The organism is Paenibacillus sp. 3LSP (genome assembly GCF_032465655.1).
GTDB lineage: Bacteria > Bacillota > Bacilli > Paenibacillales > Paenibacillaceae > Fontibacillus > Fontibacillus barengoltzii.
In genome coordinates this window covers 15,637-40,446 of record NZ_JAWDJI010000142.1, presented here as the reverse complement: position 1 = coordinate 40,446, position 24,810 = coordinate 15,637, and the positions used below count along the sequence as shown (strand labels likewise).

The following is a 24,810-nucleotide window of genomic DNA, read 5'->3' as shown; positions in this document are numbered from 1 at the left end:
ATTCATCCTTTATTTTCAAAGTACTTGATGTCCTATGCCAATATTTTCATTATATGCGATAAGCCTAAGTCACAACAAATTTACACCGACGCAAATAGCCTGCCTTCACAGGCAGGCTATTTCTTATTCATCATTCGATAGCTTAACCGGTCCGCGAGTCGCGGGAACATCTGGTACCACTTCGCTCCTGCGCCGGCGATCCAAGGCAGGTTGATCTCCATCGTGCCTTTCTCTGCCGCCTTTACCATCGCTTTGGCCACGCGCTCCGGATTGAGCATCATCCAACGCACGTTGTTGACATAACCGCCGCTTGGATCCGCAATGTCAAAAAAAGGCGTATCAATCGGTCCCGGATTAATCGTCGACACCGTAATGCCGTACTCCCGGACCTCTTGACGCAATGCGCTGCTAAAGCCAATAACCGCATGCTTCGTCGCGGTGTAGGCCGCAGACTTGGCCGTGCCGATCTTGCCGGCCATCGAAGCGACATTAACGATCCGTCCGGAACGGGCAGCCTTCATGGACGGAAGAACCGCCTTCGTGCACCGAACCATACCTATGTAATTGACGTTCATCATCTCCGCAAATTCGGAAATCGGCATTTGGTCCAAGGATTCGAACTTGCCGTAACCTGCATTGTTTAACAGGACATCCACCTGTCCAAACTCCGTCAGGACCTGGTCGAATCCTTCCTTCACGGAAGCGTCGCTGCCAACGTCCATCTCCAGTACCCGATAAGGTCCGGCCAGACTCGCCGCAACCCGGTTCAGCTTCTCCGCATTCCGGGCAGCCAGAACGACCACAGCGCCGCGCTCAGACAACCTCTGCGCCGCCAAAGCGCCAATCCCGCTGGATGCGCCGGTGACGACAACGATTTTGCCTTCTAACGACATACGCACTGTAACATCCCTTCAAGAGGTAGTTCAAAAAGTCATCTTCTGTTCACGAAACCGTATGTATAAAATGCTGGCACTTGACTTTCTGCTGTACCTAATCTTAAGAGATCATCACTTGAATGTCCAGTTCGCCGATGCCGTCCATCAACAGCGGAATGCAAAGCGCCTTGCGTGGACCAATCCCCGCCGCCTGCTCCATCTTGAGGACCTGCGGAGGCGTAATATCCACAACAATTCCTTGATTGGACAAAATGGTGCTGGCATTCCCGCTGATCATGTTGCCCAGCTCGGAAATCGCGCTTTGCCCCATTTCATCCATCTCTGTCAGGACGAATCCGCCCATCATCGCCGAAACGATGCGCAGTGCTACGGCCTCTTGCAGCCCGAACACCACCATGCCGCTGAAATGGCCCGTCATTCCGATTTGAATCCATATATGATCCTGTACGGGAATCACTTCTTTAACTCCCATACTCCCGGTCGAAGGCGAAACTTGAACAACCTGCTGAATAACCGAACGAGCGGATTCAAGAAAAGGATTTATGACTTCTGCTTTCAAAAGGATGCGCCCCTTTTCACTAGAAGAATAACTTTACAATACAATAGACCCAACATTTAGTTAAAACTTATTATACTTTATTCCTAGGAATAAGTCATTAAAAATCGAATCATGGAGACAAAACTGATGCTGAAGTAGGATTTTGTCGAACACAGTCGAATGTCGTGTCATTGATTTAGCCAACGAAATTCCCCTATAATGAATTAATCATGGAGGAATGCGCCGTATCCGGCGCATTTCCCAAGGAACGGGAAAGAAAGGAGGCCTTCTGGTGAATATTAGTCAGTTGGAGACGTTGATTACGATCTCCAAAACAAAAAGCTTCCGAAAGGCTGGCGAACTGCTCAACCTGACCCAACCCGCAGTCTCGGCTCAAATCAAAAGCCTGGAGGATGAGTTTAACACCGTATTGGTTGACCGCAACCAACCGGTTACCCTGACGGACCGGGGGCAAGTATTCCTGGAGCAAGCGGAACGCATTCTGGACATCGTTGAAGAACTCAAGCAGAAGCTGTCCGATATGGAGCATACCCCGCAAGGCCATATTGTGTTAGGGACTACCACATCGATCGCCATTCAAATTCTGCCGCGGATCTTATCGTACTTCCAAGACCAGTTCCCGCTGATCAAAACCACCATTCAATCCATGCCCTCCAGCCAAATTTATCAGAACGTGGAGCAAGGGCTAGTTGACATCGGGATCGGGTATTTAATCGAAAACAACCCGCAAGTGCTCTCGTCGGTGTTGTATTATGATACGTTCGAATTCGTCGTTTCTCCGCTGCACCCCTTGGCAAGCAACCCATCTCCCACGCTGGATTCACTGCGCGGCATCCCGATGATTATGCTGTCTCCCGATACGGTCGGACGGCGGTTTATCGACGAGGTCTTCCGGCAACATAACATCGAACCGCACATCGTGATGGAGTTGTCCAGCAGTGAGGAAGTCAAACGGATGGTAGAGATCAATCTCGGGGCGGCGATCATTTCACGGCAATCGATATTACGCGAATTGAAACAGGGTACGCTAAAGGTTGTGCCAATCCCTGAGCTTGAAGTCACTCACCCGGTTGGCGTCATCTATAAATCCAGCCGATATATTAACTCGGCGATGCAGCAGTTTCTGGGCGACCTGAAGGGCATGCCGGAAACCCATTTTATCAGTTCTGAGTAAACGGAGATACTTCGTGCTCATCGGGCACAACACCTCAACGCAACAGAAAGGAGCCGTCTTCCATGAAGTTTGACCTTCACACCCATCATTTCCGCTGCGGCCATGCGGACGGGAACATCCGCGATTACATTGAAGCCGGACTGGCTGCCGGATTATCGGTCATCGGGATCAGCGATCATACGCCATACTTCGGCCATAATGAGGATCAGCCTTTTCCCCGAATCGCCATGGGCAAACAAGCTTTTGCCGGATATGTTGAGGAAGTGCTGAAGTTAAAGCAGGAGTACGCTGGCCGAATCGATGTTCTGCTGGGGATCGAATCGGATTTCTTCCCGGAACATCTGGGCGCTTATCGGAATATGCTGAACCAGTATCCTTTTGATTATATTATCGGTTCGGTTCATAGCGTTGGTGAGGTAAGCATCTTCAACAAAAATCGTTGGAAGGGCCTTAGCCAAGAGGAGAAAGTAGCCAGCAAAGAAGCCTATTACGATTTGATCCGCCAATCGGCCCGCAGCGGTTTGTTTCAGATTATGGGACACATCGACGCGATGAAGGGCAACTACCCGGCATTTACGGATATTCCGGCTGCACAAGCGATTGACGATACATTAAAAACGATTGCCGAGCACGGGGTGGCCATTGAAATTAACACCTCCGGGAAAACCAAGCTGAGCGGCGGATGGTATCCTGACGATTCCATTCTCGAACGGGCCCTTCATTTCGGGGTTTCCGTCACCTTTGGCTCCGATGCCCACATCCCGTCCCGGGTTGGAGATGAATGGGAAGAAGTCGCTCAACGTTTGAAAGAAATCGGATTTCAGGAATGGGTCTATTTCAAAAATAAACAGAAAGTCACCGTTCCTCTGTAGTCAAAAAAAAGAGAACCCGACAACGTCCTTCGGGTTCTTAAGAGAGATATATATTCAAAAGGGGGTCATGTAATAAGTGTACCCCCTTTCTATTAGGGTTTGATCACAGCTATATTTCATTTGTGTAACAAAAACGATCACTTATGTTTCAAAGGACTTCCCTTCGATGATATATCGCTTGAGCACACATTTTTGGCCTCTGCGTCCCGCCGGGGAGAGCCTACCTGCTTCCCGCAGACCGCATTTCCGAAGGACGCGCTCTGATGCCGGATTGTCCGGGCTGCAGCGCGCTTCAACGGAACCAAGTCCAAGCGTCTCAAAGGCGAAATACAGCACACTCGCTGCCGCCTCGGTTGCATAGCCCTGGTTCCAATACGCCGGGGCGATCAGATAACCGAGCCGTGCCGTTTGCCCCTCAATATCCCAATGCTGCAGCGAGCACAACCCAATCCAATCCCCTTCCGTTTTACGAATCACAGCAAAGTGTAGATCCCGCAAAAACCGGTAGGATTCCTCGAAGTAGCGATAGAGTCGACCGGGAAACAGCAGTTTCCCCGGATTCAGATCCGTAAAGGCGCGCACCGCCGGATCGGACATGCAGCGAAACATCGCCTCCGCATCCTCCGGAAGCAGCCGTCGCAGCACCAGCCGCTCACTTTCCAGGACTGGAAACTGCCGCCGCAGCTGCTCTTTCATTTCCGTCATGTCCCATCCCCCCGGATCTCGCTTCGATTTTTCTGTTACCCCTTATCCCTTGCCCCCGTTCCGAGGTGTGATAAATTCTCGCCAACCCGTAATGCACCACATAACAGAAGAAGGTAATGAGAAAGATCCATTTGCAAAATCCCACCATATGCGCCACGTTCGCGGCATCGGTGAAATAAGCTAATGTTTCCTCGAGCACATATCCCGGATGCCTGAGCAGGTCCCAGCTGTTCCAGCGGATAAAGCGGCCGAGATAAATGCCGAAACTGCTCAGCAGCAGCACGAGGACGGCAAACGCCCAGCCTGCCAAGCTGCCTCCCGCTCGCCGCACCAGGTGATGTACGGATGCCAAGGATACCGTTGCCAGCGCCAAACCGAGTAACGCGGCAAACAACAACGTTAAAAGGTGATCCCAGAACAACAGCTCTTCCCAGAACCGGGTGCCTGCTGCAATCGGGTAGCGGTTAAACGGGTGCAGCAAATCGGTGATGAGATATGCCGCATTCGGATAGAAAAACAGCCATAACAGCCCAACCGGAACGCCTAAAGCCACCTTGACTGTTCGCGATGGGATCAAGTGAATCACATCGAGCAGAACTGCCAGCCCAAGCGGAATCCAAGCCAAAAACACGTTCCAGATTAGGAACAAATAAGGCGGCCGTCCGCCATCTGGCAACCTCGTGCTGATGGCATATTTCATCCCAATCACCGTGAACATAAATAAAACCGCATATAAAATCCATTTCTCCGGATACCCCAGCATCCTCCACCGTTGCAAACCTATCCCTCCCGTCTGCCTTTGACCTATATACGTTTGGAGCCGGCGGATCGTTACCATAGCAGCGATCCTCCTCTGTTCCTGGCTGGGACGGATAAGGTAGCGCTGGAACTTACGATTGCGGCGTGGTATATAACGGTATAGACAACCTTGAAAATAAGGAGTTGTTCATCATGCAGCCATTTACCGCACGAACGATTGAAATCATCTCCTCCATCCCGCCAGGCAAAGTGATGACCTACGGCCAAATCGCTGCCGCAGCAGGAAGTCCCCGTGCCGCGAGGCAGGTGGTCCGCATTCTTCACAGCATGAGCAGCAAATACGGACTACCATGGCACCGGGTTGTGAACGGGAAGGGGCACATCGCATTGCAAGACGAATCCGCCTTCCAAGAGCAGACCTGGAACCTGGAGGCGGAAGGCGTTGAAGTGCTGCCAGGCGGACGAATTGATCTGGATCGTTACCAGCACCAGTACCGCCCGGACAGCTCCAGGGGTCAAAGCCCGTAAGGCTTAAGGATATCGCTGATATCCTGATTTAATTGCTTCGTATTTGGTCCCTGCGCAGGGTCGTTGCTGAGCTGATATTTCTGCTTCAGCTTCAGCACATCATACACTCGTTCATCCAACGTTTCCGTTGAAATCTTGCCGGAGTTGACGGCATCGCGCAACGCCTGAATCACCTGCTTCTCCTTCTCTGCGTCACGGCCCACGAGCACGATGTTCCCGCCGGCCTGAATGAACTGCACGGCCGCGTCACGGATATCGTAATGCTCCACGATGGCGCCCATCGTCATATCATCGGAAATGATCGTCCCCTCGTATCCCAGCTCCTCCCGCAGCAAGTCATGAATCACCGCCTTGGAGAAGGAAGCCGGATGATCAGGGTCCAGCTTGGGCATCAACAGGTGAGCGATCATGACGACATCCGCCCCCTCTTGAATCGCCTGCTTAAAGGGCACCAGCTCCAGCTTCCGCAGCCGGTCCAAGTCATGCTCTACCACGGGCAACCCCAGGTGCGAATCCACCGAAGTATCCCCATGTCCCGGAAAATGCTTTACGACCGGAATGATCCCCTGCTCCTGAATTCCCTTCATTACGGCAATACCCATACGGCTAACGATCTCCGGCTTCGTGCCAAATGCCCGATCCCCAATCACTGGATTATCCGGATTGCTGTTGACGTCAAGCACCGGGGCAAAGTCCAGGTTCAGTCCGAAGCCGGCCAGCTCTTTCCCAATGATCTCGCCGATTTGCCCCGCCAATTCCGTGCTGCCGGTATTACCGATTTTGCGAGCGGCGGGCAACTTCGCAAGTTCGCCAGGCATGCGGCTGACCCGTCCGCCTTCTTCGTCCACGCTCAGAAACAGCGGCACCGCCTTGTTCTGGTTAGCGGTTTTCAAGCCGTTAAATAAGGCCAGCGCCTGCTTGGTGTCCTGGATGTTGTTTTTATAGAAAATAAAGCCCCCCACGTGATACTCCTCAATGAGCTGCCGAGTCACGTCATTTGGCTCCGTTCCATCCATGCCTACCAGAACAAGCTGGCCGATTTTCTCATCGGTGCTGAGCTCATCCAGCAGTTTGGCGGCAGGATCAGCCGGTTTCTCCGGTTCCTCCGGCGCTTCAGGGGTTGAAGGGGGCGTCTGCCCTTGGTTCGTCTCCGTCCCGTTGGAGCCGGAAGCCCCCGTTCCTTCGCCAGCCGAAGACGAAGGATTGCGAGCAGCCCCCGAACATCCTCCAATCAAGAGGGTCACAAGCAGCAGCAAGCAAGTGATCGTCCAGAGGCTTTTGCTCCGATGCGATGTGTTGATTCTGTCCATTTTATCGCCTCCGTCTCTTTTTGTATGCCTAAACTTCACGGGAGTCGCTTCACCCCTGCTTCCATTTCTTCTCTGCAATGACCGGTACAAAATTCTCCATCCGCATCAACAATTCTTCTGGTTCCTCGGCGACATTAATCAAGGCTTCATGCCCGGGATGGACAAAGCCCGCTCGGATGCAGGAATTCACCAACTCCATCAGGGGCTCATAATAGCCCTGCACATTGAGAACGCCAACCGGCTTCTGGTGGATACCGATTTGCAGCCAACACAGCACCTCAAACAATTCCTCCAACGTGCCAAATCCACCGGGCAGAGCGATGAACCCGTCTGCGAGCTCGCTCATCTTCGCCTTCCGGGCATGCATGCCTTCGACCTCGATAAACTGCGTCAGCCCCGGGTGCGCCATTTCACCGTGAATCAAACCGGAGGGCATGACGCCAATCGCTTCACCGCCTGCCTCCAAGATCGCATTCGCTACGGCACCCATCAGCCCATGCCTCGAACCACCATAAATTAAGCGGTATCCCCGCTGTGCCATGACTTTTCCCAGCTGTTCCGCCTGGATGCGGTATTGTTCGTCTTCGCCAAATCGCGAGCCGGCAAATACGCAAATCGATTTCATCCTCTTCCCTCCTGCAAAGTAAATGGACCCCACGTCTTCAAGCGAAATCTAACCGTGTACCGGACAAATCCCAACGATGGCTGTACTTCTCCAGCCGCGGATGGGGATGACTCGGCTCGGCCGCCAGCAGAAGCCGGATCTTGACGATCCACTCCTCAAAAGAGGAGAAGGAAGCAAATTGGTTCGCCATCTCCGGAGTCAGATACAGGAAATGGGGAGCCGGATACACCTCCGTCAGGTGGCGAAGGGCTGTGTCGATGGGCGTATACTTTTTTCGCTTGCCTTCCCAGCCTTCCACAAGGATCGCCGGACCGGTTCCCTTCTGCTCTCGTCTCCATGCATGCAGCCGGTCCTCTCTGCGATAGAAAGGACTCACCGGTTCTTTCGACATCCGTCTCACCGTTTCTTCGTGCAGCGGATAAAGGACCAGCTTCGCAAACTTGCGGGTCTCCGCCTCTTCGGCGGCCCGCAGCAGCTCTTCGTCTGAAATAGACTCAAAGGAATCGTAGAAAATGAACGTCCCTTTCCGGCTCGGGGCCGGAGGTTCATAACCAAAGGGCACCTGAATGTTTTGTCTCAAAGTCGTTTCCTCCTCCGTCGTCATTTGGGAGATATGGATTAGGTTACCCTTTTTTGATCAAAAGCTAACGAAGGCCTCGGTCAATAAAATTCGGCGACACCGGCACCTTCCCCAATTCCCGTGACCACACGGACAGCTGACCGATATGATGAATCTCGTGGGCAATGATATGACGGAGGATTTCACCTTGCGTAAACTCTCTTCCCCAGGAATCGGTCACAAGCAGTCCCTCCATCTCTGGGGTCCAAGTTTGAAGAAATGCCTCGACTTCCGTATGAAAGGAATCCGACAGCTTCCTCACCAATTCCAAGGACATAAATGATTTGAAGTCCTCCTGAAAATCCGGCTTCCCTTCGATGGTACGGATCCAGCTCCATTCAACATCAACGATATGAAATAAGGTCTGTAAAATACTCCCCACACCGCCAACCCGCTTGCGCAGCAGCTCTTCTTCAGGAATGTTCTCACACCAGTGAAACCATTCGTCCCGGACTTGCCAATTATATTGAAACCACTTTAACATCGATCCAACTCCTTTCCCTGGTAAAGGTGCCACTCTACTCCACGCCCTCAGCAGTAACCTGATTTTACCATAAGTGTCTGTCTTAATTCAGCACGCGGAATGTAAAAAGGCCCCGGACCTCAGGTCACGGGAGCCTTTGTGGGATTGGCCTCATATGGATTACTGATCACTGCCGGCGGTACCCGATACGGTAGCTGCATAAGCTTCAGCCGCTGCCAGCAAGTAATACGCCAGCCCGTTTTGTTGTCCTTCTGACCATATTTTTTCATAAAATCCAGATGTCTTTCGATGAGCTGTTGAACTTTCTCATCATTGTGGGCAATCCCGGAGCGTAATGCCTCCTCAAAGGGGAGAGTCAACACTCTATCCTGGGGCTTACTGCGAGGCAATCGGCTGATCGGTATGACCTTGGAGCTTCACCAATCTCATCAGGATAGAAGCGGCTTCGGCTTTGGTGACTTGGCGCTGCGGGTTGAATTTGCCGTTCTGGCCTTGCAGCAATCCGAGTCGAACCGCTATGGTGACCTCGCCGGGGCGAGTGATTTGCTTGGCATCGCTGAACTGGTTGATGAATGCGTCTTTGCCGAAGAAATTCGCCGCCAAGCGATCGTATTTGACCATCGAGGTAAGCAATACGGCCAGCTGCTCCCGGGTCAACTTCTGATCCAGTTGTAACGGCTCGGCCGGATCGATCCACCCCAAATCGGCAGCGTACTTCACCGCCTGGGAATACTTGTCGTCCATCGAGACCTCTGCGGACGCGGCAGACGGGGATGCCAGCACGTAGCTTGTATAATAAGGATTCGCCGCCTTCACGGCATAGGTCAGCCAGTCCCCCACCGTGATCGTCTCATTGGGGTTCAGGTTCCCTTGCTCATCCGTTTCTAGAATGCGGTATTGAACCAGGGTCTTCAAATCCGCCTCTGCCCAGTGGCCCTTCACATCCTTGGGCTCGATGTCGCCCCGCGTTGGTTCCATGCGGATGCCCTCATACGTCGTCACCCACTTGCCCGTCACGGCATTCAGCACTTGAAAAGACGTTCCTGGATCCTTGAATTGCGGTGAGTAAACGAGGTATACCTTTGGATCCACGTAGGTATTATCAATCATATACCCGCCGATCTGGTTATACTGCAATTCTAATTTAAAGTTGTCCAGGTACGATTGGAGTGCTTGCTCCGCTGTTACGGTTGCTGTTTGGCCGTTCGGCAGATCCTCCGGAATTTGCTCGTGGTTCACAGAATAGAAGAACAACCGACCATACGCATCGACCGTAATAAAAACCCCTCCACCGAGCACCGGAAGGTCATTAACGTAACGGGTCAATTCGAAGCGGAATTGCTCTCCATTCGAGAGGCGACTCCAAGATTCCCCGCGTTCAATCAGTTTTAGGTTCCGGCTCGCTTGCGGATATAACTGGTTTACCCATTCCAAGGCGCGCTGTTTCGCTTGCTCATAATTCAGTTTCGCTGCTCCAGGCGGAGGCGCCAACGGTTCACGCGGCTCGCCATAATTAAAGGCTTCAATCTGGAACTCGAGAATTTGTCCGCTCAAGGCATCGACCGTGGCGTACGTCTGGGCCGGGAAATACATCGGTCCCGTCAGGTTCTGGCGCTCCTCTTCCCATCTTAAGCTCCATGTCTTCCTCTCCGGATTCCTGTAATCGCTGTTCATACTCGGATATCTAAGCTTCCGGCCTTCTGGAATAAAAACCGTTTGTTCCACCAACTTCGCGGCTTCATCAGATGTTAATTCCACTTTAGAAGTGCGCGGCTCAAATATCTTGGTCCCGGCTGGAACATCGCTAATTGTAATCGTGGTGGAGGTCAGCTCTGTACCTTCACTGTTCATCTTGCGTCCCGTCTGGGCGTTAATGGCCAGGAAAGCATCCGAAACCGGCTGCCAAGCCAGGATCCAATCGGAAATGGCACCGTTCTTCCGTACCGGGACATACCCCAGTTCAACCTGGAACTCGTCTCGGAACTTCTTCTCCGCTTCCGCTTTAGAAACCGTCGGAACGGAGGACGGATATTCCAACCTCTCCTCAGAACGGCTAAAAAAGACGACTTCTCCATCGCCGGTTACCGTGATATGAATGGATTCAAAACCGGAGGGCAGCCCATTCTTCAGAACATCGAAAGAAAAATCATACTGTACCGGACCAAATAAAGCCTGCGAATCCAAGTAAAAAAGAGAATCACTTTCTTTCACCTCATCGGCTGATAACGATGGAGCAGCTTTGGCGAGAAAGGCCTTCGCTTGTTCCGAAGCCTGCTCTCTCGTTAATTTCGGAGGATAATAGACCTTATTGCCTTGTCGCGGAAAGGTAATATAGGTGCTCATCAAATCCCCGGTGATGGCATCCACCCTGCTTGAAAAGCTGTGACTCCCATTGCCAACTTCAACTTGCCAATGAATGGTCCAGACATCCTGATAGCTTGGTGCAGGGTACACATTATGAATCCCGTATTCGACCTGGTTCACTGTCGCCTCTTTCAAAACCGGAAACAACTCCCGAACCTTAGCGATAGCCTGCTCCTTCGTAATTTTGGCACGAGACGAATCGGCAACTGCCTCCCCTTGCTTGGACGGATCGGTTCCCAAGTTCCCGGTGTTTACGATCGTCGTCGTTGTTGACGTAGAGGTTGTGGCCTCCTCTGCCAGCGCCGCCCCCTGCGGCAAGGCCACTGAAAGCGCCACCAAACCAAGAAATGCCAATTTGACAGGCGGCTTTTGCCGTGCTGCTTTGCTGATTAGATTTAACTGTTGCTTCAACCGTTTCACCTTCCCACATTTACCCATTTTTCTTTTCCATTGTAAATGCAATTGGCTGAATTTACCATCCCTAAAACGGCTTAGCAAAAAAACAGCCCGCAGAACCTCTGCGAGCTGTTAAGAAGAAATTCCCCGAATCAAACCGACTTCGGTAAGAGTCGTTGAACTTCCATGACGGCTTCGTCAACCGTGTTGGCCCGAATCACCGTAAATTCCGCCCCCTCGTATTGCCCTTCTGTATGGGCATACCGAGGATCATAGTAGTAAGTTAGAAGAAGCTCAACCGCGCGGTCATAGCGGCCTGCAAGCAGGCTTTGTTCGATTTCCGCAGCGATGGGCGTATGGATTCTGGATTTGATTTTTCGGAACGCTAGCAGACAGCCCTCCGGATTGTTCCAAGGCTCGTAATCCTCCAAAATGATCTGCACCCGTACGTCCGTTGGCAGATCGATCCGGATATGCCGCCCCTGCTCTTTCTTCTCCATGAGGAATTCAGGGACAACCACCTTGCCGATTCGTTTGCTTTCCGCCTCCATCAACACGTAAGGCGCTTCCCGATAACGCAGGAGATCATCCAACAGCAGCGAGTCGAACATCTTCTGGTTATGCGCCTGCAGCCCAATTTGCCCAAACACCGAGCCCCGATGCCCCGCCATCTTCTCCAGATCGATAACGGGATACCCTTGTTCCTGAAGCTTGCGAAGCAGCAAGGTTTTGCCGCTTCCCGTATTCCCGTGAATCACGGTGAGTTCAGGAGCAAACTCCATCTGCTCGAGCGTGCTGACAACCCATTGGCGATAAGCGCGATATCCGCCGGCCAGCCGGTACGTATGGATATCCATCAGACTGAGCAGCGTCGCCGTCGTTCGGCTTCGCATCCCACCACGCCAGCAGAACACCGCTTTACGCCCCGGGATTTCCGCAAACTTCCGGACAAAGTCGGGCAGCTTGGCTGAAACGATCTCAAGCCCGCGTTGTTTGGCGGCGTCTACGCTCACCTGCTTATATAAAGTTCCAATTTCCGCCCGCTCCTGATCATCAAACAGCGGGATATTCAAACTGCCTGGAATCGTGGACTCGGCGAACTCGGAGGGCGATCTAACGTCAATCATGGTGATCGCTTTGCCGCTTTCTCGCTGCTCCGCCCATTCCTGCAAGCCTATATCCTGAAACATATCCAATGCTGCAAACCCCTTCCTAGGCTTCGACCACAATATGGCCCGCGTTCTCTGCGGTGACCTCGCCGATCAAGCTCGCTTCCACGCCGGCTTTCTGCAGTTCATCCAACAGCTGCTCGCTTTGATCCGGATTCACAGAAATCAGCAAGCCTCCCGATGTCACCGCATCGCACAGGATGTATCGGCCGATCTGATCCAGCGAGTCCGGGAACGTAATGTTCGCTTCCACATGCGCGAAATTGTTCTTCGTTCCGCCAGGGACAAATCCTTGCTCCGCCAATTCCCGCACGCGTGGAAGCACCGGCACGCGGCTCTGGAAGATGGTGATGCCGGTTCCGCTGCCCTTGGCCATCTCCAGGGCATGTCCCATTAAGCCAAAGCCGGTTACGTCTGTGCACGCGTGCACATCGTATGATTCCATGACTTCAGCAGCCGTTTTGTTTAAGGTCGACATGACTTCGGTGACCCGCTTCGTCTCTTCCGCGCTGAGCTGATCCTTCTTGATCGAGGTGGTCATGATGCCAACGCCGATCGGCTTCGTTAAAATCAGCTTGTCCCCCGGCTTGGCGCCAGCATTCGTTCTCACTTTGTCCGGGTGAACCAATCCCGTAACAGCTAAGCCAAATTTCGGCTCTTTGTCGTCGATGGAGTGACCGCCCACCAGCGTCGCTCCAGCTTCTTGCACCTTGTCTCCTGCGCCGCGCAGGATGTCGGCCAGAATGCTTTTATCCAAAGTGGAAATCGGAAAAGCTACAATGTTCAGCACGGTGAGCGGCTTGCCGCCCATCGCGTAAATATCGCTGAGCGCATTTGCGGCGGCGATTTGGCCAAACGCGTACGGATCGTCAACGATTGGTGTAAAGAAATCGACCGTTTGCACCAGCGCGAGGTCATCGTTTAACCGATATACCCCGGCATCATCACTTGTATCAAGCCCCACCAGCAGATCTGGATTCGGCACCGTTGGCGGGAGGCTTCGAATCACTTGCATGAGGTCTGCCGGGCCGATTTTGCAGCCGCAGCCTCCTTTGCTGGACAAGGATGTTAATTTTATAGGTTCAACAGTAGACATGACGGATCACAATCCTTCCCTACGTATCGATATAGGATTTTCTAGCTTATGCTTATTTAAGCGTACTCCGTTGAATTACAAATGGCAACCGTCCCGCTTCTCGCTTACCAGCAGATTCAATGTAGTTCACTTGCCATCGTATGGTATACTATATTTCGTGTCTTAGTTCAAATTTTGAATCATATGTGAAGGGAAATGAAGTCTATGGTTTCATCATCAAGCGGCAACTATCCGCAACAGCAACCACGCGGTTTGGATAAACGCAAAACGGCGATATTTGTCGTTCTGTTTCTCATCATAGCCATCGCTGGCCTAAGTTATGTCAAGTGGTGGCCTTATTATGGAAAAGCGTTCAAAGCCGCCACCGAGCATTCGATTGGCTCTTCGATCCTTGGATCAGATGCTTCCGGTCCCATTTCATGGAGTGCCGCGGTCGATTATGCAGCCGCCTATTTCAAATCGGTCTGGAAGGCCGCCGTGCTCGGGATTTTGCTTGGATCGCTTGTCCAGGTGCTCCTGCCGGCTCAATGGTTATATAAAGTGCTCGGCAGCAGCCGGTTTAAGAGCACGTTTCTGGGCGGTATCGTCTCCTTGCCGGGGATGATGTGCACCTGCTGTGCCGCCCCTATCGCCGCCGGCCTGCGGAAACGCAATGTATCCGTCGGCGCCAGCCTGGCCTTCTGGCTGGGTAATCCTGTACTGAATCCGGCGACATTGATCTTCATGACCTTTGTCTTGTCCTGGAAATTTACTTTGCTCCGCCTCGTGTTTGGCATCGTGCTGACGTTTGGGGTAAGTTACCTCGCCAACCGTCTGGCGAAAGGCCAGCAGGTTCCCGCGCCAGCGGAGCTGGAAAAGGCGGAAGCGGCAGCCGAACAGAAGAACGAGGGGCCGTTCGCTCTTCGCTGGTTGAAGAGCCTCGGGATGATGATCCTGAACGTTGTACCGGCGTATCTGTTATCCGTCTTGCTGCTGGGAGCCTTCCAAGGCGTCTTGTTCCCCGTTGAGTTGGGCAGCGGCATTCTGGCCATCCTGTTGTTTGCCCTCGTCGGCACGTTGTTCGTCATTCCGACGGCTGCGGAAATTCCGATTATTCAATCGTTCACCGCGCTTGGGCTTGGCGCAGGCCCAGCTGCAGCCCTGCTCATCACGCTGCCGGCTGTCAGCCTGCCGTCTCTGCTGATGGTGTCGCGTTCGTTCCCGCGCAAGGTGTTGGGATTCTTGTTCGCCTCAGTGGTCATCCTTGGCATCGTTGCGGGGATTGTGGGCGCTTGGGTGCTGTAACAAATTAAAAAGGAGCCGAGATTCACGGCTCCTTTTTTTGTTTATTTTTTTCCGCCCCCCGCAACAGGAACAAGCTGAAGCAATTTCGACTCGGCCCCTTGCAGTGTGACGTGCAGCTCCGTTTTCTCACGCCATTCTTCACCAGTCCACAGATCCGTCACGCGGAAGCCGGACTTCCCTTTGTTGTCCATGGCAGCCCGCTCGAAGGAGATCGTCCGTTCCACCGGCTCGTTCGTGAAATTGAAGATCGCGAGATAATATCCCCCGCCGTCTTTTAAGATGTAAGCGTCCGCCGCTGCCGTTCCGGTGTTGCCCTCCATCGGCCGGAATGCTAGCCCTTTCTTCGCCACCGCATTCACCGCCGGGTTCACCAGCAGCTGCTCCATATATTCCCGGGCCGTCTGATTCGCCACATCATCCGAGTTGAGGAACACAGTACCGGAAATCGCCGCCGCGTTCACTCGGGTTTGCGCTCCAAGCAGCGAGCCGCCCTTCTCCAACGTCATATAGTCCGGATCCGTGTAGCGGTAGATGGTTCCGTTTTGCCACCACCCGTAGGTCAGGTTGTTTAACTGGTATTCCGTACTGCCCAGCGAACCGTCAACATCGCAGGAGATCCGCCGGCTGTGCGCGTATTGGCTGGGGAACAGCGGCGCGATCGACGCGCTGATGAACATCGAGCCGTCCAGCGCATCCACGATGTAAGCCATTCCTTCGTTATAAGCCTGAATACCAGTAAAAACTTGCGGGTTAAAGTGTTGGCCTTCCAATGCGCCATGGCTCAGAAAATCCAGCTTAATATACTCGAAGCCGTGCTCCTTAAAGCGATTCATATAATAGTCGATACGCTGCTTCGTCCCTGGATGGGTCGGATCGACGGCATAGGCGCCGTCGATCTTCGGCAGCGGATTCCCTTGCGCATCGCGAAGAACGATATCGCCATAGGTATATTTTCCGTCCGTGCCTTCCACAGTCTGGTTCAAATTATCGCCCCAGTAGACGAACGGGCCGTAATAGATGCCTGCTTTTTGACCGTTCGCCTTAATATAATCCACCAGTTGCCCCAGCTGCTCATCGTTCATATTATCCCAGTACGAGTCGAGGTTCATATACAGCTGACCTTCGTTATTAAACGACTCTCCTTGCAGCTTCTCCTTAAAGAAATTGGAGGTTTCGATCACTTGATCGTAGCTTAATTTGCTGCCGACAGCTCCCCAGCTGTTCCAGCCCACCGGAACCCCTTGCGGAACACCGGGACCAAATGCCAGCGGCGGGGCTTCCACTGCATTTGCCTGACCATAGGTTTCCAAACCGTCCCGATAGTCGGTAAAAAATCCAACAAACACCTTCGGAGAAGCAATCGTCGTCCCGCTGACCTTGGCATGCGGCAACGAATCGTGCGTGGAAGCCAGAGAAGTGAAGCCGCCATATACGTTCAGCTTGTTCAGACGGTCATTGGATCCGCTCCAATAAATGCCGGTTTTCCACGTATCATGGCTAACCGAACCCACCACAAAGCCGCGACGGCTGTCGTTATCGAAAATGGCCGTCAGTTCCGAGCTTTCATAATTTTGATTGTTTAGATCCGTGTTGATCGTCTTGGACAAATACCGCGACCATGCATCGTTATCAAAAGGAGCTACCAGCACCCGGTTGTCGCCATATTGGCCGATATCCACGCCGCCGCGGTGATCCACAATCAGCGGGGCAATATAGTTCGTTGCGAGCGGCGTATCTTGCTCGGCAATAACTTGAGTGAGCAAGTAATCCTTCTGCTCATAGATATAGTAGATTTGCTTCAGGGTCGGCAGACCTTCCTGCCTGTTGTTCACCGTGACCTTGATCCCTTTGCCGCCACGGTCGTGGAACCGCTCCACCTCTTCCAGCTTGAACTCATGCTTGGCGTAATCCTTGCTGGTTAAGTACTGGTCCAACTGAATGGAGCTGTACGCCCCTTGGATCTTGGCCTCTTCACCGCGATTTTTCCAGCTGTACGCCGAGAGCCCATTTTCCGTATTATAGAGCAGCTTCAGACTGCCGCTGGTTACGCTCATCCCTTTCGCGTGCCGGGTTACGGCAATCGGCCCGTATTTCACCGTGCTGAGCGGCGCACCAAGCTCCAGATCTTCACCGTTCCCCGGATCGGTTCCCGGCTCCGAGGACGTGACGAAGGTCAAGCTGATTTTGTCCAAATCCGGAGCATATCCGCCGTCATCGTCAAAAGACAACGTATTATCGCCCGCCTGTAAACGGACCTCGAAGTCGAATACGCCCACCGCATTCCAATCCTTCGTCGCCGGCGGCGAGAAGCGCTCCCGCTCTCCGCCATTTACGCTGACCATAAACGAACGGGGATCCCCGGAAATATAGGACAAGCTTAGCTTATAAACGCCTGCCTCCGTTACATTCACCGCGTTAAACTGCATTGCCGAGCCTTGGTAAAGGTTGCCTACTTTTGCCCCGCCGGAGCAGGTGTCGCAAGGAACCGGACCGGCTTTGCCGGAGTAGGTATTTGCCGCCGCCTCCGCCTCAAACGTATAAACCGCCTCCGTTGCTTGCGTGCTTCCTCCTTCAGCGGCCGCCTGTTTTGGGGCGATCTGCGCGCCACCTGTCAGCGAACAAGCCAATATCGCCATCAGTACATATCGGAGCATTGCACTCCACCTCGACCTCTTCCCCGTACCAGCCTTCACGAATCATCCATCCTTTCATCGATAAGTTCGATTACGAACCCCATGTTAAAATAGACAGCGCTTTCTTTCTATAACTCAAAATGCCGATTTATAGCGGAAATTAAAGTTCTTTTCCAATTTCGATGCAAACAAAAAACAGCCTGCCGTCCTTATTAGGACTTTCAGGCTGTCTGCAAAAGAGAAGGATGGAACTAAAGATCCAGCCGCGTTCTTAACGCCGTAATATGAGCAAGATGATGATTTCCGTGCCAAGCGTAGTTTCCGAGGTTGTAGGCCAAGCTCGTCGTTTTCCCCGATTCGGGATGGTGGAACGAACGCTCAAAATCTTCCTCGCTCAGCGATCTCAACAGGTGGGTCCAGCGACGATGCAGCGCTTCCAACAGAAGCAGTGAAGCTTCGATGTCTCCCTCGTAGTCGGGCAGCTTCGCCCAACGGTCTTCGTGATAAGGCCGAATCGTTGGGGTCTCTTCAGTTAGCGCCAGTTTAAACCGGGTGTAGGCATTGATATGGCTGTCAGCCAGATGGTGCACAACCTGCCGCAGCGTCCAGCCGCCCTCGCGGTAAGGAAGGTTCAGCTGATCTTCACTTAATCCGGCCACCGCCTGCCTTAATCGCGTCGGCAGCGTCTCGATTTCACGTATCCATTGATCTCGCTGTGCCGCCGTAATCTCGCCTGTGAAGGCATACTCGCCTATCGGATATCTAGGGTCCATGTCTGGTTCGCCTCCTGATCAGGAATTAAACTGCCACTTTCACTTTCTTATTGATTCATTTATACCTGATCAAGCTGACATTGTCGATAACCTATTCCATACGATTAAAGCTTAGGACTTGTCCTTTGGGCTATTCTCTGCTACGATTTTGGCGCAGGTTAAACTATGTTTAAATGTCGAGGAGGGGACGAAAATGGAACATTCTAAAGAATCCGGCATTCTGCCGTTGCCGCTCAACCTGAAGTTGCAAAATGGGAACCAGATGGCTGTCCATGCGGCGTTATTATGGGGTACCGATCATCTCGTCCTTGTTGACACCGGGGTTCCCGGGCAATTGGATGTGATTCGCGAAGGGTTGGAGCAAGCAGGATTCTCCTTGGATCAGCTGACCCATGTGATCATTACACATCAAGACCGCGACCATATCGGCAGCCTGCCGGAGCTGATCCGGGCGAAGGAAGGGAAGTTGGAAGTGTTGGCCCACGAGGAGGGGATTCCGTATCTGGCTGGTGAAATCCCGCTGATTAAGGGCGGTGCTTACGCCGAGTCGGTGAAAGTCAATACGGCGCTTCACGACGGGGACGATTTGCCATTTGGCTGAGGATTACGAGTCGTGTACACCCCAGGACACACGCCTGACCATATTAGCTTGTATCATCCTTCCAGTAAAACGTTAATCAGCGGAGACGCAGTTGTCTCTAGCGAGGGCCAGGTACAGCCGCCCGTACCGAATTTTACGCAGGATTACCCCCAGGCCCTGAGATCGGTCAAGAAATTGGCTGCCTTGGATGTGGAAACCGTGATCACCTATCATGGCGGCGTATGTACCGGGGCGGTTCAAGAACGGATGAAGGAGATTGCGGCAGGCGTAAAATAAACCGTTCGCGGCAACAGAACCGCTAGATATCCCCTACCGGAGTTAAGCCGGTTAACCAGTTTAATTCGCTGTCTTCCATAAAACGCGACGGCCAGCTTCGGTCGTCCTCGCCCCAATCGGCAAACGTGCGGACCGAATGGTAAAAAGCTTCGATCCGCTCGGCCGTTGGCTCTTGCAGCATTTGTTCGATCAAATACAGGAGGTTCTCCGGTCGAGCCGGGGCTGTACATTTCTGTTCTCCTCTTCTTTTATCTGCATCCGTCCAGTGGATTTAAGCCAGCACTCGGTCCCCCCGTGGATTCGGGCGGGATATAACAAGGAATTCCACCGCTTCAGCGGATCGGTTCATGGCCTGATGCGGCATATTCGGCGGGATCTCAAGCCCTTCATGCGGATGAAGCTCGTATTGGATTCCATCCAATTCGAGATGCAGACAACCGGACAGGACGAAGAAAAACTGCTCTGCCTTTTCGTGAAAATGCCGGACTTCCTGGCTGTCCGGGGGCATTTTCTCATGGATAATGCTGCACTCCTCCCGATCCACCAGCCGCCAACCGTCGCAATTTCCGCCCCACACATAATGCTCTGCGTTCTGTTTACTGATCACTTCATCTCCATCCTCTCTGCGATAAAATGACGCAGCCGTGCATCCTCCCACTTATACAGCGTTAGCAGCGTTTCATAGTAAGCTTGGCGTTGTCGTTCATTGCCTTTTTGCAAATACGTTAGATCCATAAAGTTGCTCGTCATCCTTCCGCCCGCTGCAACGGTCTGGCCGTAACGCCTTCATGTGTCATTTGCACTGGCTGGATTCGCCCTTCCTCGTCAAACAACATGCGATCCATGCAAACTACGCGATGATTCGCATCGGTTTCATTAAGCGGCCTACGATGGTAAACGATGTACCACTCGTCGCTGCCCGGAATTTGCAGAAATCCATGATGCCCGGCACCGGTGGCGATGGCTGGATCCTGCTGCAGAATCTTGCCTACGCGCTTGAACGGCCCGATCGGTGAATCGGACATAGCATAGGCCACGGAATAATCCGGTCCGGTCCATCCCCCTTCCGCCCACATAAAATAATAAATGCCGTTACGCTTAAACATGCAAGGCCCTTCAACATAATGGTCCGGAGTGATCTCCTTGAACGTGGTTCCATCCTCGAATGTGTCCAGATGAACCATATCCTCGGTCAGCTTTGCCACATTGCAATGTCCCCAGCCCCCATAGTAGAGGTAAGCGCTTCCGTCATCATCGAGAAAAACATGAGGATCAATCGGCTGCGCTCCAAAATGAAACCGATCAATTAACGGCTTGCCCAACGCATCCCGGTACGGCCCTTCCGGCCGATCAGCCACCGCCACGCCGATGCCGCCCAGCTCCTCGTCGCTTTGGATGTCATTCGCCGCAAAATAGTAGTAGAACTTACCATTTCGTTCGATCGGCGATGGGGCCCATAACGCTCGCCGCGCCCAAGCGATGTCGTCCATCGTCAGGATGCGCTCCACCTTCGTCCACTCCGTCAAATCCGTAGAGTAGAAAGCATCAAAAAAGGTCTGTTCATCATAAGGGGCCGAGTACGTCGGGTAAATCCAATATCGATCCTGAAAAATCCTCGCTTCCGGGTCCGCATACCAGCCTGGAAATACGGGATTTCCGGATCTCTTGATCTGCTCTTCGTTCATGGGGCTCCTCCTTTGCTTAATGGCTTGTATGGATATTTAAGGCTATATTCGCCGCCGGGGAGATCCATACCTGCCTACATGAATTAAGAATACAAAAACCGCCCTGCATATGCAGAGCGGTTCCTAAGCGATAAGATGTTAATTCACGCTCATATAACGGTCGTAGGCGTCGGTGCGGATTTTCAGCAGCTTCTCCAAGCCCATGGCGTTCAGCTGCTTCACGTAAGCATCCCAGCCTTCGTCGATGCCGCCTTTGGTTACCCACTGGGCGCGCATCGTTGATACATAGGTATCGATATCCGTAGTTAGGGTTGGGAGCTCCTGGAACTCTTCAGCCGTATACATCACATTCGGGAATGGCGTAGTCACGTATTCGCTGCCCATTTTGTCGATCTCCAGCTTCAAGCCGTCGCCCGCTTTCGGGTTAAGAACAATGTTCTTCTCGAAGGAAGGGCTGACGTATTTCGGTCCAAAATCCCGCAGCGATTGCTCCCAGTACCAGGCATCTGCACTGGTTCCGGCCGGTGGATCCATCAAAGTATAGGTCCCATCGTCATTCTTCTGAATGACCGTACCGATCGCACCCCAGAAGTTCTGGATGCTCGCTTCGTTCGTATAGAACTGATCAGCCCAACGGGCGGCCACTTCCGGATATTTGCAGGAAGTCGTAATCAACAGCTCGTTACGGTTAAAGCTCATGCCGTTGGGATTCCCCGGATTGTACCGCTTCCCGTCGGGACCTGCAATCGGCGGAATGGCGATATACTGATCACTCCATTTGCCAAATACCGCATCCGGCGTCCATTGGTTCGTAAATCCAACAATCGGAGCATCCGCATTTTGCTGTTTCGCCGACGTCATCGTCGCATCCTGAGTGAACAGCTCTTTGTCGATCAGGCCTTCCGCATACAGCTTATGGGCATATTTCAAGCCTTCCTTGTACTCCTCGCTGGTTGGATAGAACACCGGTTTACCGTCCTTCACCAGCATATTAGTGGCGTTGATATCAGTAATGCCAAAAGGATTCAGGAAATCCGGAGACAACCCTGTTTCGGTATACGGAATTTCGTCCGCCTTCCCGTTGCCGTTCGGATCCTGCTCCTTAAACGCTTTCAACACGTTGTATAGATCATCAATCGTGTCCGGCACTTGGAGTCCCAATTTATCCAGCCAAGCCTTGTTGATGACCGGCTGGTTTTTCGTTTTTGGACGCGACGGCAACCGGGTTGGCAAGGAATAGATTTTGCCGTCCGGGAACGTACTGATCTTCTTCAGCTCCGGTGTCTCGGCCATTGCTGCTTTGAGGTTTGGCATGTATTGATCAATGTACTCGTCCAGTGGACGGAAGTAACTTAAGTTATTCACGATATCGGAGTCGGAGAACGTCTGGTCGCCCAAAATAATATCCGGTAGCGTACCGCTGGCCAGCATAATCGACTTTTGTTCGTTCCAATCGTTGGAGGATACGACCTGCCATTCAATTTTGACGTTCGTACTCTTCTCCAAATCCTTCAGCCACTGATTCTGGGTAAACGTATCGCCCATGTTTCCCCAACGCATCGTTAACACTTTCAGCGTGACCGGTTCATTGACAATCGGCAGCCCCTCTTTATTAAAAAGGCTCGTATCGCTTGGCGCCGGACTTCTGGAATCCGCAGATTTACCGCCGCCGCACCCCGCGAGGCTAAGGGCAAGCGTTCCCGCAAGTATAAGCGAGGTCCATTTTTTGACTGATAATTTACCAGAATGTTTGCTCATTGCTCGTTCCCCCATTCTTAGATTGTACCATGCCTTACGTGTCCATCTAGCTCTTAACCGCGCCGATCATCACCCCCTGATTGAAATACTTCTGCAGGAAGGGATATACGCACATGATCGGGACGGTAGCGATAATAATGACGGAGTATCGCATCAAATTGGCGAGCCGAAGCGCGATTTGCGCCGCTTCTCCGGTTCCCATGCCGGACTGCATCTGGTTGGTGATCAGGATGTTACGCAGGATAAGCTGCAGGGGGTGCAGGTCTGGATTTTTTAAATAAATCAAAGCATTGAAGTAAGAGTTCCAGTAACCCACTGCGATCCATAACCCCAGGACGGCAATGATCGCCTTGGACAGGGGCAGCACAATTTGGGCGAGATATCGGAGGTTTCCGCAGCCGTCCATTTGCGCCGCCTCCCACAAATCCTCAGGAATGCTTGATTGAAAGAACGTCCTTGCCACGATGATATCGTACACAACCACGGAAAACGGCAGGACCATCACTAGAAATGTATCGTATAGATGGAAATCCCGAATCGTCAGGAAGGTCGGGATCAACCCGCCGCTGAAAAACATCGTAAAGATGAAAAATAAAGAAAGGAATTTTCGTCCGATCAAATCCTTCCGCGACAGCGCGTACGCCGCCGACACGTTCACGATCAGGCCAATAGCCGTGCCTACTACCGTATACAATATCGTGTTTCTGTAGCCAATCCAAATATTATCGTGCTTCAGCAGCTCCTTATAGCCATCCAGAGTAAACCCCTTGGGAAAAAACCACACCTGCCCGTTCGCCACTGCTGAAGGATCGCTGAAGGAAGCAATCACGATAAAATAAAGCGGATAAATGATCACAATCAGAAACAGCACCGCAAAAACATAGAGCAGCACTTCCATCACTTTGTCGGAAGACCGATTGTTGATGGGCTGTACGGCTGGACTGGATACAGAATGGGCTGGCTCCATTTTCATCTCTTTCTCCCCCTTTCCTACCACAGGCTGTTCTCACTGTATTTCTTAGAGATCTGGTTCACTAGAATCAGCAGCAGGAAGTTAATCAGCGTGTTAAACAGGTTGACCGCCGAGGAGAAGCTGTACTGGCTGCTTAGCAGGCCGATCTTGTAAATGTACGTAGAGAGAATTTCGCTTGCGGTAATATTCAAGTCATTCTGCATCAGGTAGACCTTCTCGAACCCAACTCCCAGCAGGCCGCCAACCCGCAAAATGAGCAGCGTTATTGCCGTCGGCATCAGCATCGGAATATCGATGTAACGGATTTTGTGCCAGCGGCTGGCTCCGTCAACGGTTGCTGCCTCGTACAAGCTGGGGTCCACTGTAGACAATGCGGCGATGTAAATGATGCTGTCCCATCCCACATGCTGCCACACATCCGACCAGACGTAGATGCTGCTGAACCAGGCGGCAGAGCCCATAATGTCGGGGGCTTCTCCTCCGAACAGCTTGTAGAGATTCCCCACTAGGCCAGTACTCGGGGAGAGCAGAATCAGGATCAACCCTACCATTACAACGGTAGAAATGAAATGCGGCATATACGAAACGGTCTGAAAGAAACGGCGGAACCGGTTTGCCCGCATCTGATTCACCATCAACGCCAACACAATTGGAATTGGAAACGTGGCGATACTGTATAAGCTGATGATGATGGTGTTCCGAATCGTCGCCTTAAATTGATATGAATGAAAAAATTTCTCAAAATGCTTAAACCCCACCCAAGGACTGCCGCCAATGCCCAGCGCCGGGCTGTAATCCTTGAACGCAATGACCACGCCGTACATCGGTTTGTACGCGAATAACAGCGTCAGCACCACCGCAGGCAACAGCAGCAGGTAAAGTCCCCGATTTCTTTTGATTTGTCCAAGCGTTCGCCTTAGGCTCACTGCGCCGGATTTCATTTCATCCCCTCCTTCTTCTTGATTGTCTAAACTCCCTAGGCATGCCTTCCGCCTGCACGGCGGCTTTCATGTCTTGAGTATAGCGCTGAGCCGGGGCGTTTATCGGACTCCAAGTCGGCAGTAAACGGACTTCTGTTCATAGGCTCTCGTGATTTTGAAGCTTGTCCCCTCAATAAGCAACAGAAGGGAATATCAGAATCCGGACTTGATTTGACGCTTTCCGGACTTTTCGATGGCGTGGGATGGATTCGGTCTTCTTTTTCTATAGGAAGGAATTATAATAGGGTTAACACCAATGACAGCGCATTCATGGATGTTTTCACATCAGTC

General features: G+C 52.4%; 26 protein-coding genes. 6 read left to right on the top strand and 20 right to left on the bottom strand.

What is annotated here, in order from left to right; translation table 11 throughout:
• Positions 1-116: 116 nt before the first annotated feature.
• Both RW092_RS11650 and RW092_RS11645 read right to left on the bottom strand, forming a co-directional pair.
• Positions 117-893, bottom strand: coding sequence for an SDR family NAD(P)-dependent oxidoreductase (locus RW092_RS11650; protein WP_316010265.1), 777 nt, complete (start codon positions 891-893; stop codon positions 117-119).
• 103 nt (positions 894-996) lie between these two features.
• Positions 997-1,455 (bottom strand): chemotaxis protein CheX, encoded by a 459-nt coding sequence (locus RW092_RS11645; protein WP_036624248.1) that lies wholly within the window; start codon positions 1,453-1,455, stop codon positions 997-999.
• A 271-nt stretch (positions 1,456-1,726) separates the two neighbouring features.
• Between RW092_RS11645 and RW092_RS11640 the strand changes: the two genes are divergently transcribed.
• Together RW092_RS11640 and RW092_RS11635 are read left to right on the top strand one after the other, a co-directional pair.
• Positions 1,727-2,629 (top strand): LysR family transcriptional regulator, encoded by a 903-nt coding sequence (locus RW092_RS11640; RefSeq protein WP_016311021.1) that lies wholly within the window; start codon positions 1,727-1,729, stop codon positions 2,627-2,629.
• Positions 2,630-2,691: 62 nt separating this feature from the next.
• Positions 2,692-3,501: a histidinol-phosphatase gene (locus RW092_RS11635; protein ID WP_085279548.1), complete on the top strand. Its 810-nt coding sequence runs from the start codon at positions 2,692-2,694 to the stop codon at positions 3,499-3,501.
• 141 nt (positions 3,502-3,642) lie between these two features.
• Here the strand turns inward: RW092_RS11635 and RW092_RS11630 are convergent, their stop codons facing one another.
• The gene (locus RW092_RS11630) at positions 3,643-4,206 is read right to left on the bottom strand and encodes a GNAT family N-acetyltransferase (protein ID WP_316010264.1); all 564 of its coding nucleotides are present in this window, start codon (positions 4,204-4,206) and stop codon (positions 3,643-3,645) included.
• Positions 4,154-4,984, bottom strand: coding sequence for a DUF1361 domain-containing protein (locus tag RW092_RS11625; RefSeq protein WP_316010263.1), 831 nt, complete (start codon positions 4,982-4,984; stop codon positions 4,154-4,156). The genes RW092_RS11630 and RW092_RS11625 overlap by 53 nt, the downstream gene beginning before the upstream one ends.
• A gap of 173 nt (positions 4,985-5,157) precedes the next feature.
• Here RW092_RS11625 and RW092_RS11620 point away from each other — a divergent pair, with 173 nt between their 5' ends.
• Positions 5,158-5,493, top strand: a complete 336-nt coding sequence (locus tag RW092_RS11620; protein WP_316010262.1) for an MGMT family protein — start codon at positions 5,158-5,160, stop codon at positions 5,491-5,493.
• Here RW092_RS11620 and nagZ read toward each other — a convergent pair.
• The 7 genes from nagZ to selD form a co-directional block, all read right to left on the bottom strand.
• Positions 5,481-6,803 carry a beta-N-acetylhexosaminidase gene (nagZ, locus tag RW092_RS11615; RefSeq protein ID WP_316010261.1) on the bottom strand — a complete coding sequence of 441 codons (1,323 nt, stop codon included), beginning with the start codon at positions 6,801-6,803 and terminating at the stop codon, positions 5,481-5,483. The genes RW092_RS11620 and nagZ overlap by 13 nt on opposite strands.
• Before the next feature lie 49 nt (positions 6,804-6,852).
• Positions 6,853-7,428, bottom strand: coding sequence for an LOG family protein (locus RW092_RS11610; protein ID WP_016311015.1), 576 nt, complete (start codon positions 7,426-7,428; stop codon positions 6,853-6,855).
• A 37-nt stretch (positions 7,429-7,465) separates the two neighbouring features.
• The gene (locus RW092_RS11605) at positions 7,466-8,008 is read right to left on the bottom strand and encodes a hypothetical protein (protein ID WP_316010260.1); all 543 of its coding nucleotides are present in this window, start codon (positions 8,006-8,008) and stop codon (positions 7,466-7,468) included.
• Positions 8,009-8,072: 64 nt separating this feature from the next.
• Positions 8,073-8,531 (bottom strand): DinB family protein, encoded by a 459-nt coding sequence (locus tag RW092_RS11600; RefSeq protein WP_028538650.1) that lies wholly within the window; start codon positions 8,529-8,531, stop codon positions 8,073-8,075.
• A gap of 375 nt (positions 8,532-8,906) precedes the next feature.
• On the bottom strand, positions 8,907-11,315 hold the full coding sequence (locus RW092_RS11595) for an S-layer homology domain-containing protein (protein WP_316010259.1): 2,409 nt from the start codon (positions 11,313-11,315) through the stop codon (positions 8,907-8,909).
• 128 nt (positions 11,316-11,443) lie between these two features.
• Positions 11,444-12,481: a tRNA 2-selenouridine(34) synthase MnmH gene (mnmH, locus tag RW092_RS11590; protein ID WP_036624522.1), complete on the bottom strand. Its 1,038-nt coding sequence runs from the start codon at positions 12,479-12,481 to the stop codon at positions 11,444-11,446.
• A gap of 22 nt (positions 12,482-12,503) precedes the next feature.
• Positions 12,504-13,556: a selenide, water dikinase SelD gene (gene selD / locus RW092_RS11585; protein ID WP_028538647.1), complete on the bottom strand. Its 1,053-nt coding sequence runs from the start codon at positions 13,554-13,556 to the stop codon at positions 12,504-12,506.
• 204 nt (positions 13,557-13,760) lie between these two features.
• On the opposite strand from selD, the gene RW092_RS11580 reads away from it, so the two are divergent.
• The gene (locus RW092_RS11580) at positions 13,761-14,840 is read left to right on the top strand and encodes a permease (protein WP_085170486.1); all 1,080 of its coding nucleotides are present in this window, start codon (positions 13,761-13,763) and stop codon (positions 14,838-14,840) included.
• 41 nt (positions 14,841-14,881) lie between these two features.
• On the opposite strand, the gene RW092_RS11575 is transcribed toward RW092_RS11580, so the two are convergent.
• Complete coding sequence (locus RW092_RS11575) at positions 14,882-17,494, bottom strand: carbohydrate-binding protein (RefSeq protein ID WP_316010258.1); 2,613 nt, start codon at positions 17,492-17,494, stop codon at positions 14,882-14,884.
• 230 nt (positions 17,495-17,724) lie between these two features.
• Positions 17,725-18,246, bottom strand: coding sequence for a YfiT family bacillithiol transferase (locus tag RW092_RS11570; RefSeq protein WP_016311006.1), 522 nt, complete (start codon positions 18,244-18,246; stop codon positions 17,725-17,727).
• Positions 18,247-18,439: 193 nt separating this feature from the next.
• On the opposite strand from RW092_RS11570, the gene RW092_RS11565 reads away from it, so the two are divergent.
• Together RW092_RS11565 and RW092_RS11560 are read left to right on the top strand one after the other, a co-directional pair.
• Positions 18,440-18,847, top strand: a complete 408-nt coding sequence (locus RW092_RS11565) for an MBL fold metallo-hydrolase (protein ID WP_316010257.1) — start codon at positions 18,440-18,442, stop codon at positions 18,845-18,847.
• 12 nt (positions 18,848-18,859) lie between these two features.
• The gene (locus RW092_RS11560; RefSeq protein ID WP_316010256.1) at positions 18,860-19,123 is read left to right on the top strand and encodes an MBL fold metallo-hydrolase; all 264 of its coding nucleotides are present in this window, start codon (positions 18,860-18,862) and stop codon (positions 19,121-19,123) included.
• Positions 19,124-19,145: 22 nt separating this feature from the next.
• Here RW092_RS11560 and RW092_RS11555 read toward each other — a convergent pair whose 3' ends face one another.
• From RW092_RS11555 to RW092_RS11525, 7 genes are all read right to left on the bottom strand, one after another.
• Entirely contained in the window at positions 19,146-19,316 is a 171-nt protein-coding gene (locus RW092_RS11555) for a hypothetical protein (RefSeq protein ID WP_157268784.1), read from the bottom strand.
• A gap of 78 nt (positions 19,317-19,394) precedes the next feature.
• Positions 19,395-19,730 (bottom strand): cupin domain-containing protein, encoded by a 336-nt coding sequence (locus tag RW092_RS11550; protein WP_028538643.1) that lies wholly within the window; start codon positions 19,728-19,730, stop codon positions 19,395-19,397.
• Positions 19,727-19,873 (bottom strand): hypothetical protein, encoded by a 147-nt coding sequence (locus tag RW092_RS11545; protein ID WP_316010255.1) that lies wholly within the window; start codon positions 19,871-19,873, stop codon positions 19,727-19,729. The genes RW092_RS11550 and RW092_RS11545 overlap by 4 nt, the downstream gene beginning before the upstream one ends.
• The gene (locus tag RW092_RS11540) at positions 19,870-20,808 is read right to left on the bottom strand and encodes a glycoside hydrolase family 43 protein (RefSeq protein ID WP_316010254.1); all 939 of its coding nucleotides are present in this window, start codon (positions 20,806-20,808) and stop codon (positions 19,870-19,872) included. Before RW092_RS11540 ends, RW092_RS11545 begins: the two co-directional genes overlap by 4 nt.
• Positions 20,809-20,946: 138 nt before the next feature.
• Entirely contained in the window at positions 20,947-22,566 is a 1,620-nt protein-coding gene (locus tag RW092_RS11535) for an extracellular solute-binding protein (protein ID WP_316010253.1), read from the bottom strand.
• A gap of 46 nt (positions 22,567-22,612) precedes the next feature.
• Positions 22,613-23,539 carry a carbohydrate ABC transporter permease gene (locus tag RW092_RS11530; RefSeq protein WP_255315314.1) on the bottom strand — a complete coding sequence of 309 codons (927 nt, stop codon included), beginning with the start codon at positions 23,537-23,539 and terminating at the stop codon, positions 22,613-22,615.
• A 17-nt stretch (positions 23,540-23,556) separates the two neighbouring features.
• Entirely contained in the window at positions 23,557-24,480 is a 924-nt protein-coding gene (locus tag RW092_RS11525) for an ABC transporter permease (protein WP_316010252.1), read from the bottom strand.
• Between the last annotated feature and the right edge of the window lie 330 nt (positions 24,481-24,810).

What these genes read in the sequence shown, in the direction of transcription:
- RW092_RS11610 (WP_016311015.1), bottom strand. Translation starts at nt 7,428, where the DNA reads ATGAAATCGATTTGCGTATTTGCCGGCTCGCGATTTGGCGAAGACGAA.
- RW092_RS11635 (WP_085279548.1), top strand. Translation starts at nt 2,692, where the DNA reads ATGAAGTTTGACCTTCACACCCATCATTTCCGCTGCGGCCATGCGGAC.
- RW092_RS11600 (WP_028538650.1), bottom strand. Translation starts at nt 8,531, where the DNA reads ATGTTAAAGTGGTTTCAATATAATTGGCAAGTCCGGGACGAATGGTTT.
- RW092_RS11575 (WP_316010258.1), bottom strand. Translation starts at nt 17,494, where the DNA reads ATGCTCCGATATGTACTGATGGCGATATTGGCTTGTTCGCTGACAGGT.
- RW092_RS11530 (WP_255315314.1), bottom strand. Translation starts at nt 23,539, where the DNA reads ATGAAAATGGAGCCAGCCCATTCTGTATCCAGTCCAGCCGTACAGCCC.
- RW092_RS11525 (WP_316010252.1), bottom strand. Translation starts at nt 24,480, where the DNA reads ATGAAATCCGGCGCAGTGAGCCTAAGGCGAACGCTTGGACAAATCAAA.
- RW092_RS11570 (WP_016311006.1), bottom strand. Translation starts at nt 18,246, where the DNA reads ATGGACCCTAGATATCCGATAGGCGAGTATGCCTTCACAGGCGAGATT.
- RW092_RS11535 (WP_316010253.1), bottom strand. Translation starts at nt 22,566, where the DNA reads ATGAGCAAACATTCTGGTAAATTATCAGTCAAAAAATGGACCTCGCTT.
- RW092_RS11650 (WP_316010265.1), bottom strand. Translation starts at nt 893, where the DNA reads ATGTCGTTAGAAGGCAAAATCGTTGTCGTCACCGGCGCATCCAGCGGG.
- RW092_RS11580 (WP_085170486.1), top strand. Translation starts at nt 13,761, where the DNA reads ATGGTTTCATCATCAAGCGGCAACTATCCGCAACAGCAACCACGCGGT.
- mnmH (WP_036624522.1), bottom strand. Translation starts at nt 12,481, where the DNA reads ATGTTTCAGGATATAGGCTTGCAGGAATGGGCGGAGCAGCGAGAAAGC.
- RW092_RS11565 (WP_316010257.1), top strand. Translation starts at nt 18,440, where the DNA reads ATGGAACATTCTAAAGAATCCGGCATTCTGCCGTTGCCGCTCAACCTG.
- RW092_RS11620 (WP_316010262.1), top strand. Translation starts at nt 5,158, where the DNA reads ATGCAGCCATTTACCGCACGAACGATTGAAATCATCTCCTCCATCCCG.
- RW092_RS11545 (WP_316010255.1), bottom strand. Translation starts at nt 19,873, where the DNA reads ATGACGAGCAACTTTATGGATCTAACGTATTTGCAAAAAGGCAATGAA.
- RW092_RS11630 (WP_316010264.1), bottom strand. Translation starts at nt 4,206, where the DNA reads ATGACGGAAATGAAAGAGCAGCTGCGGCGGCAGTTTCCAGTCCTGGAA.
- RW092_RS11540 (WP_316010254.1), bottom strand. Translation starts at nt 20,808, where the DNA reads ATGAACGAAGAGCAGATCAAGAGATCCGGAAATCCCGTATTTCCAGGC.
- nagZ (WP_316010261.1), bottom strand. Translation starts at nt 6,803, where the DNA reads ATGGACAGAATCAACACATCGCATCGGAGCAAAAGCCTCTGGACGATC.
- selD (WP_028538647.1), bottom strand. Translation starts at nt 13,556, where the DNA reads ATGTCTACTGTTGAACCTATAAAATTAACATCCTTGTCCAGCAAAGGA.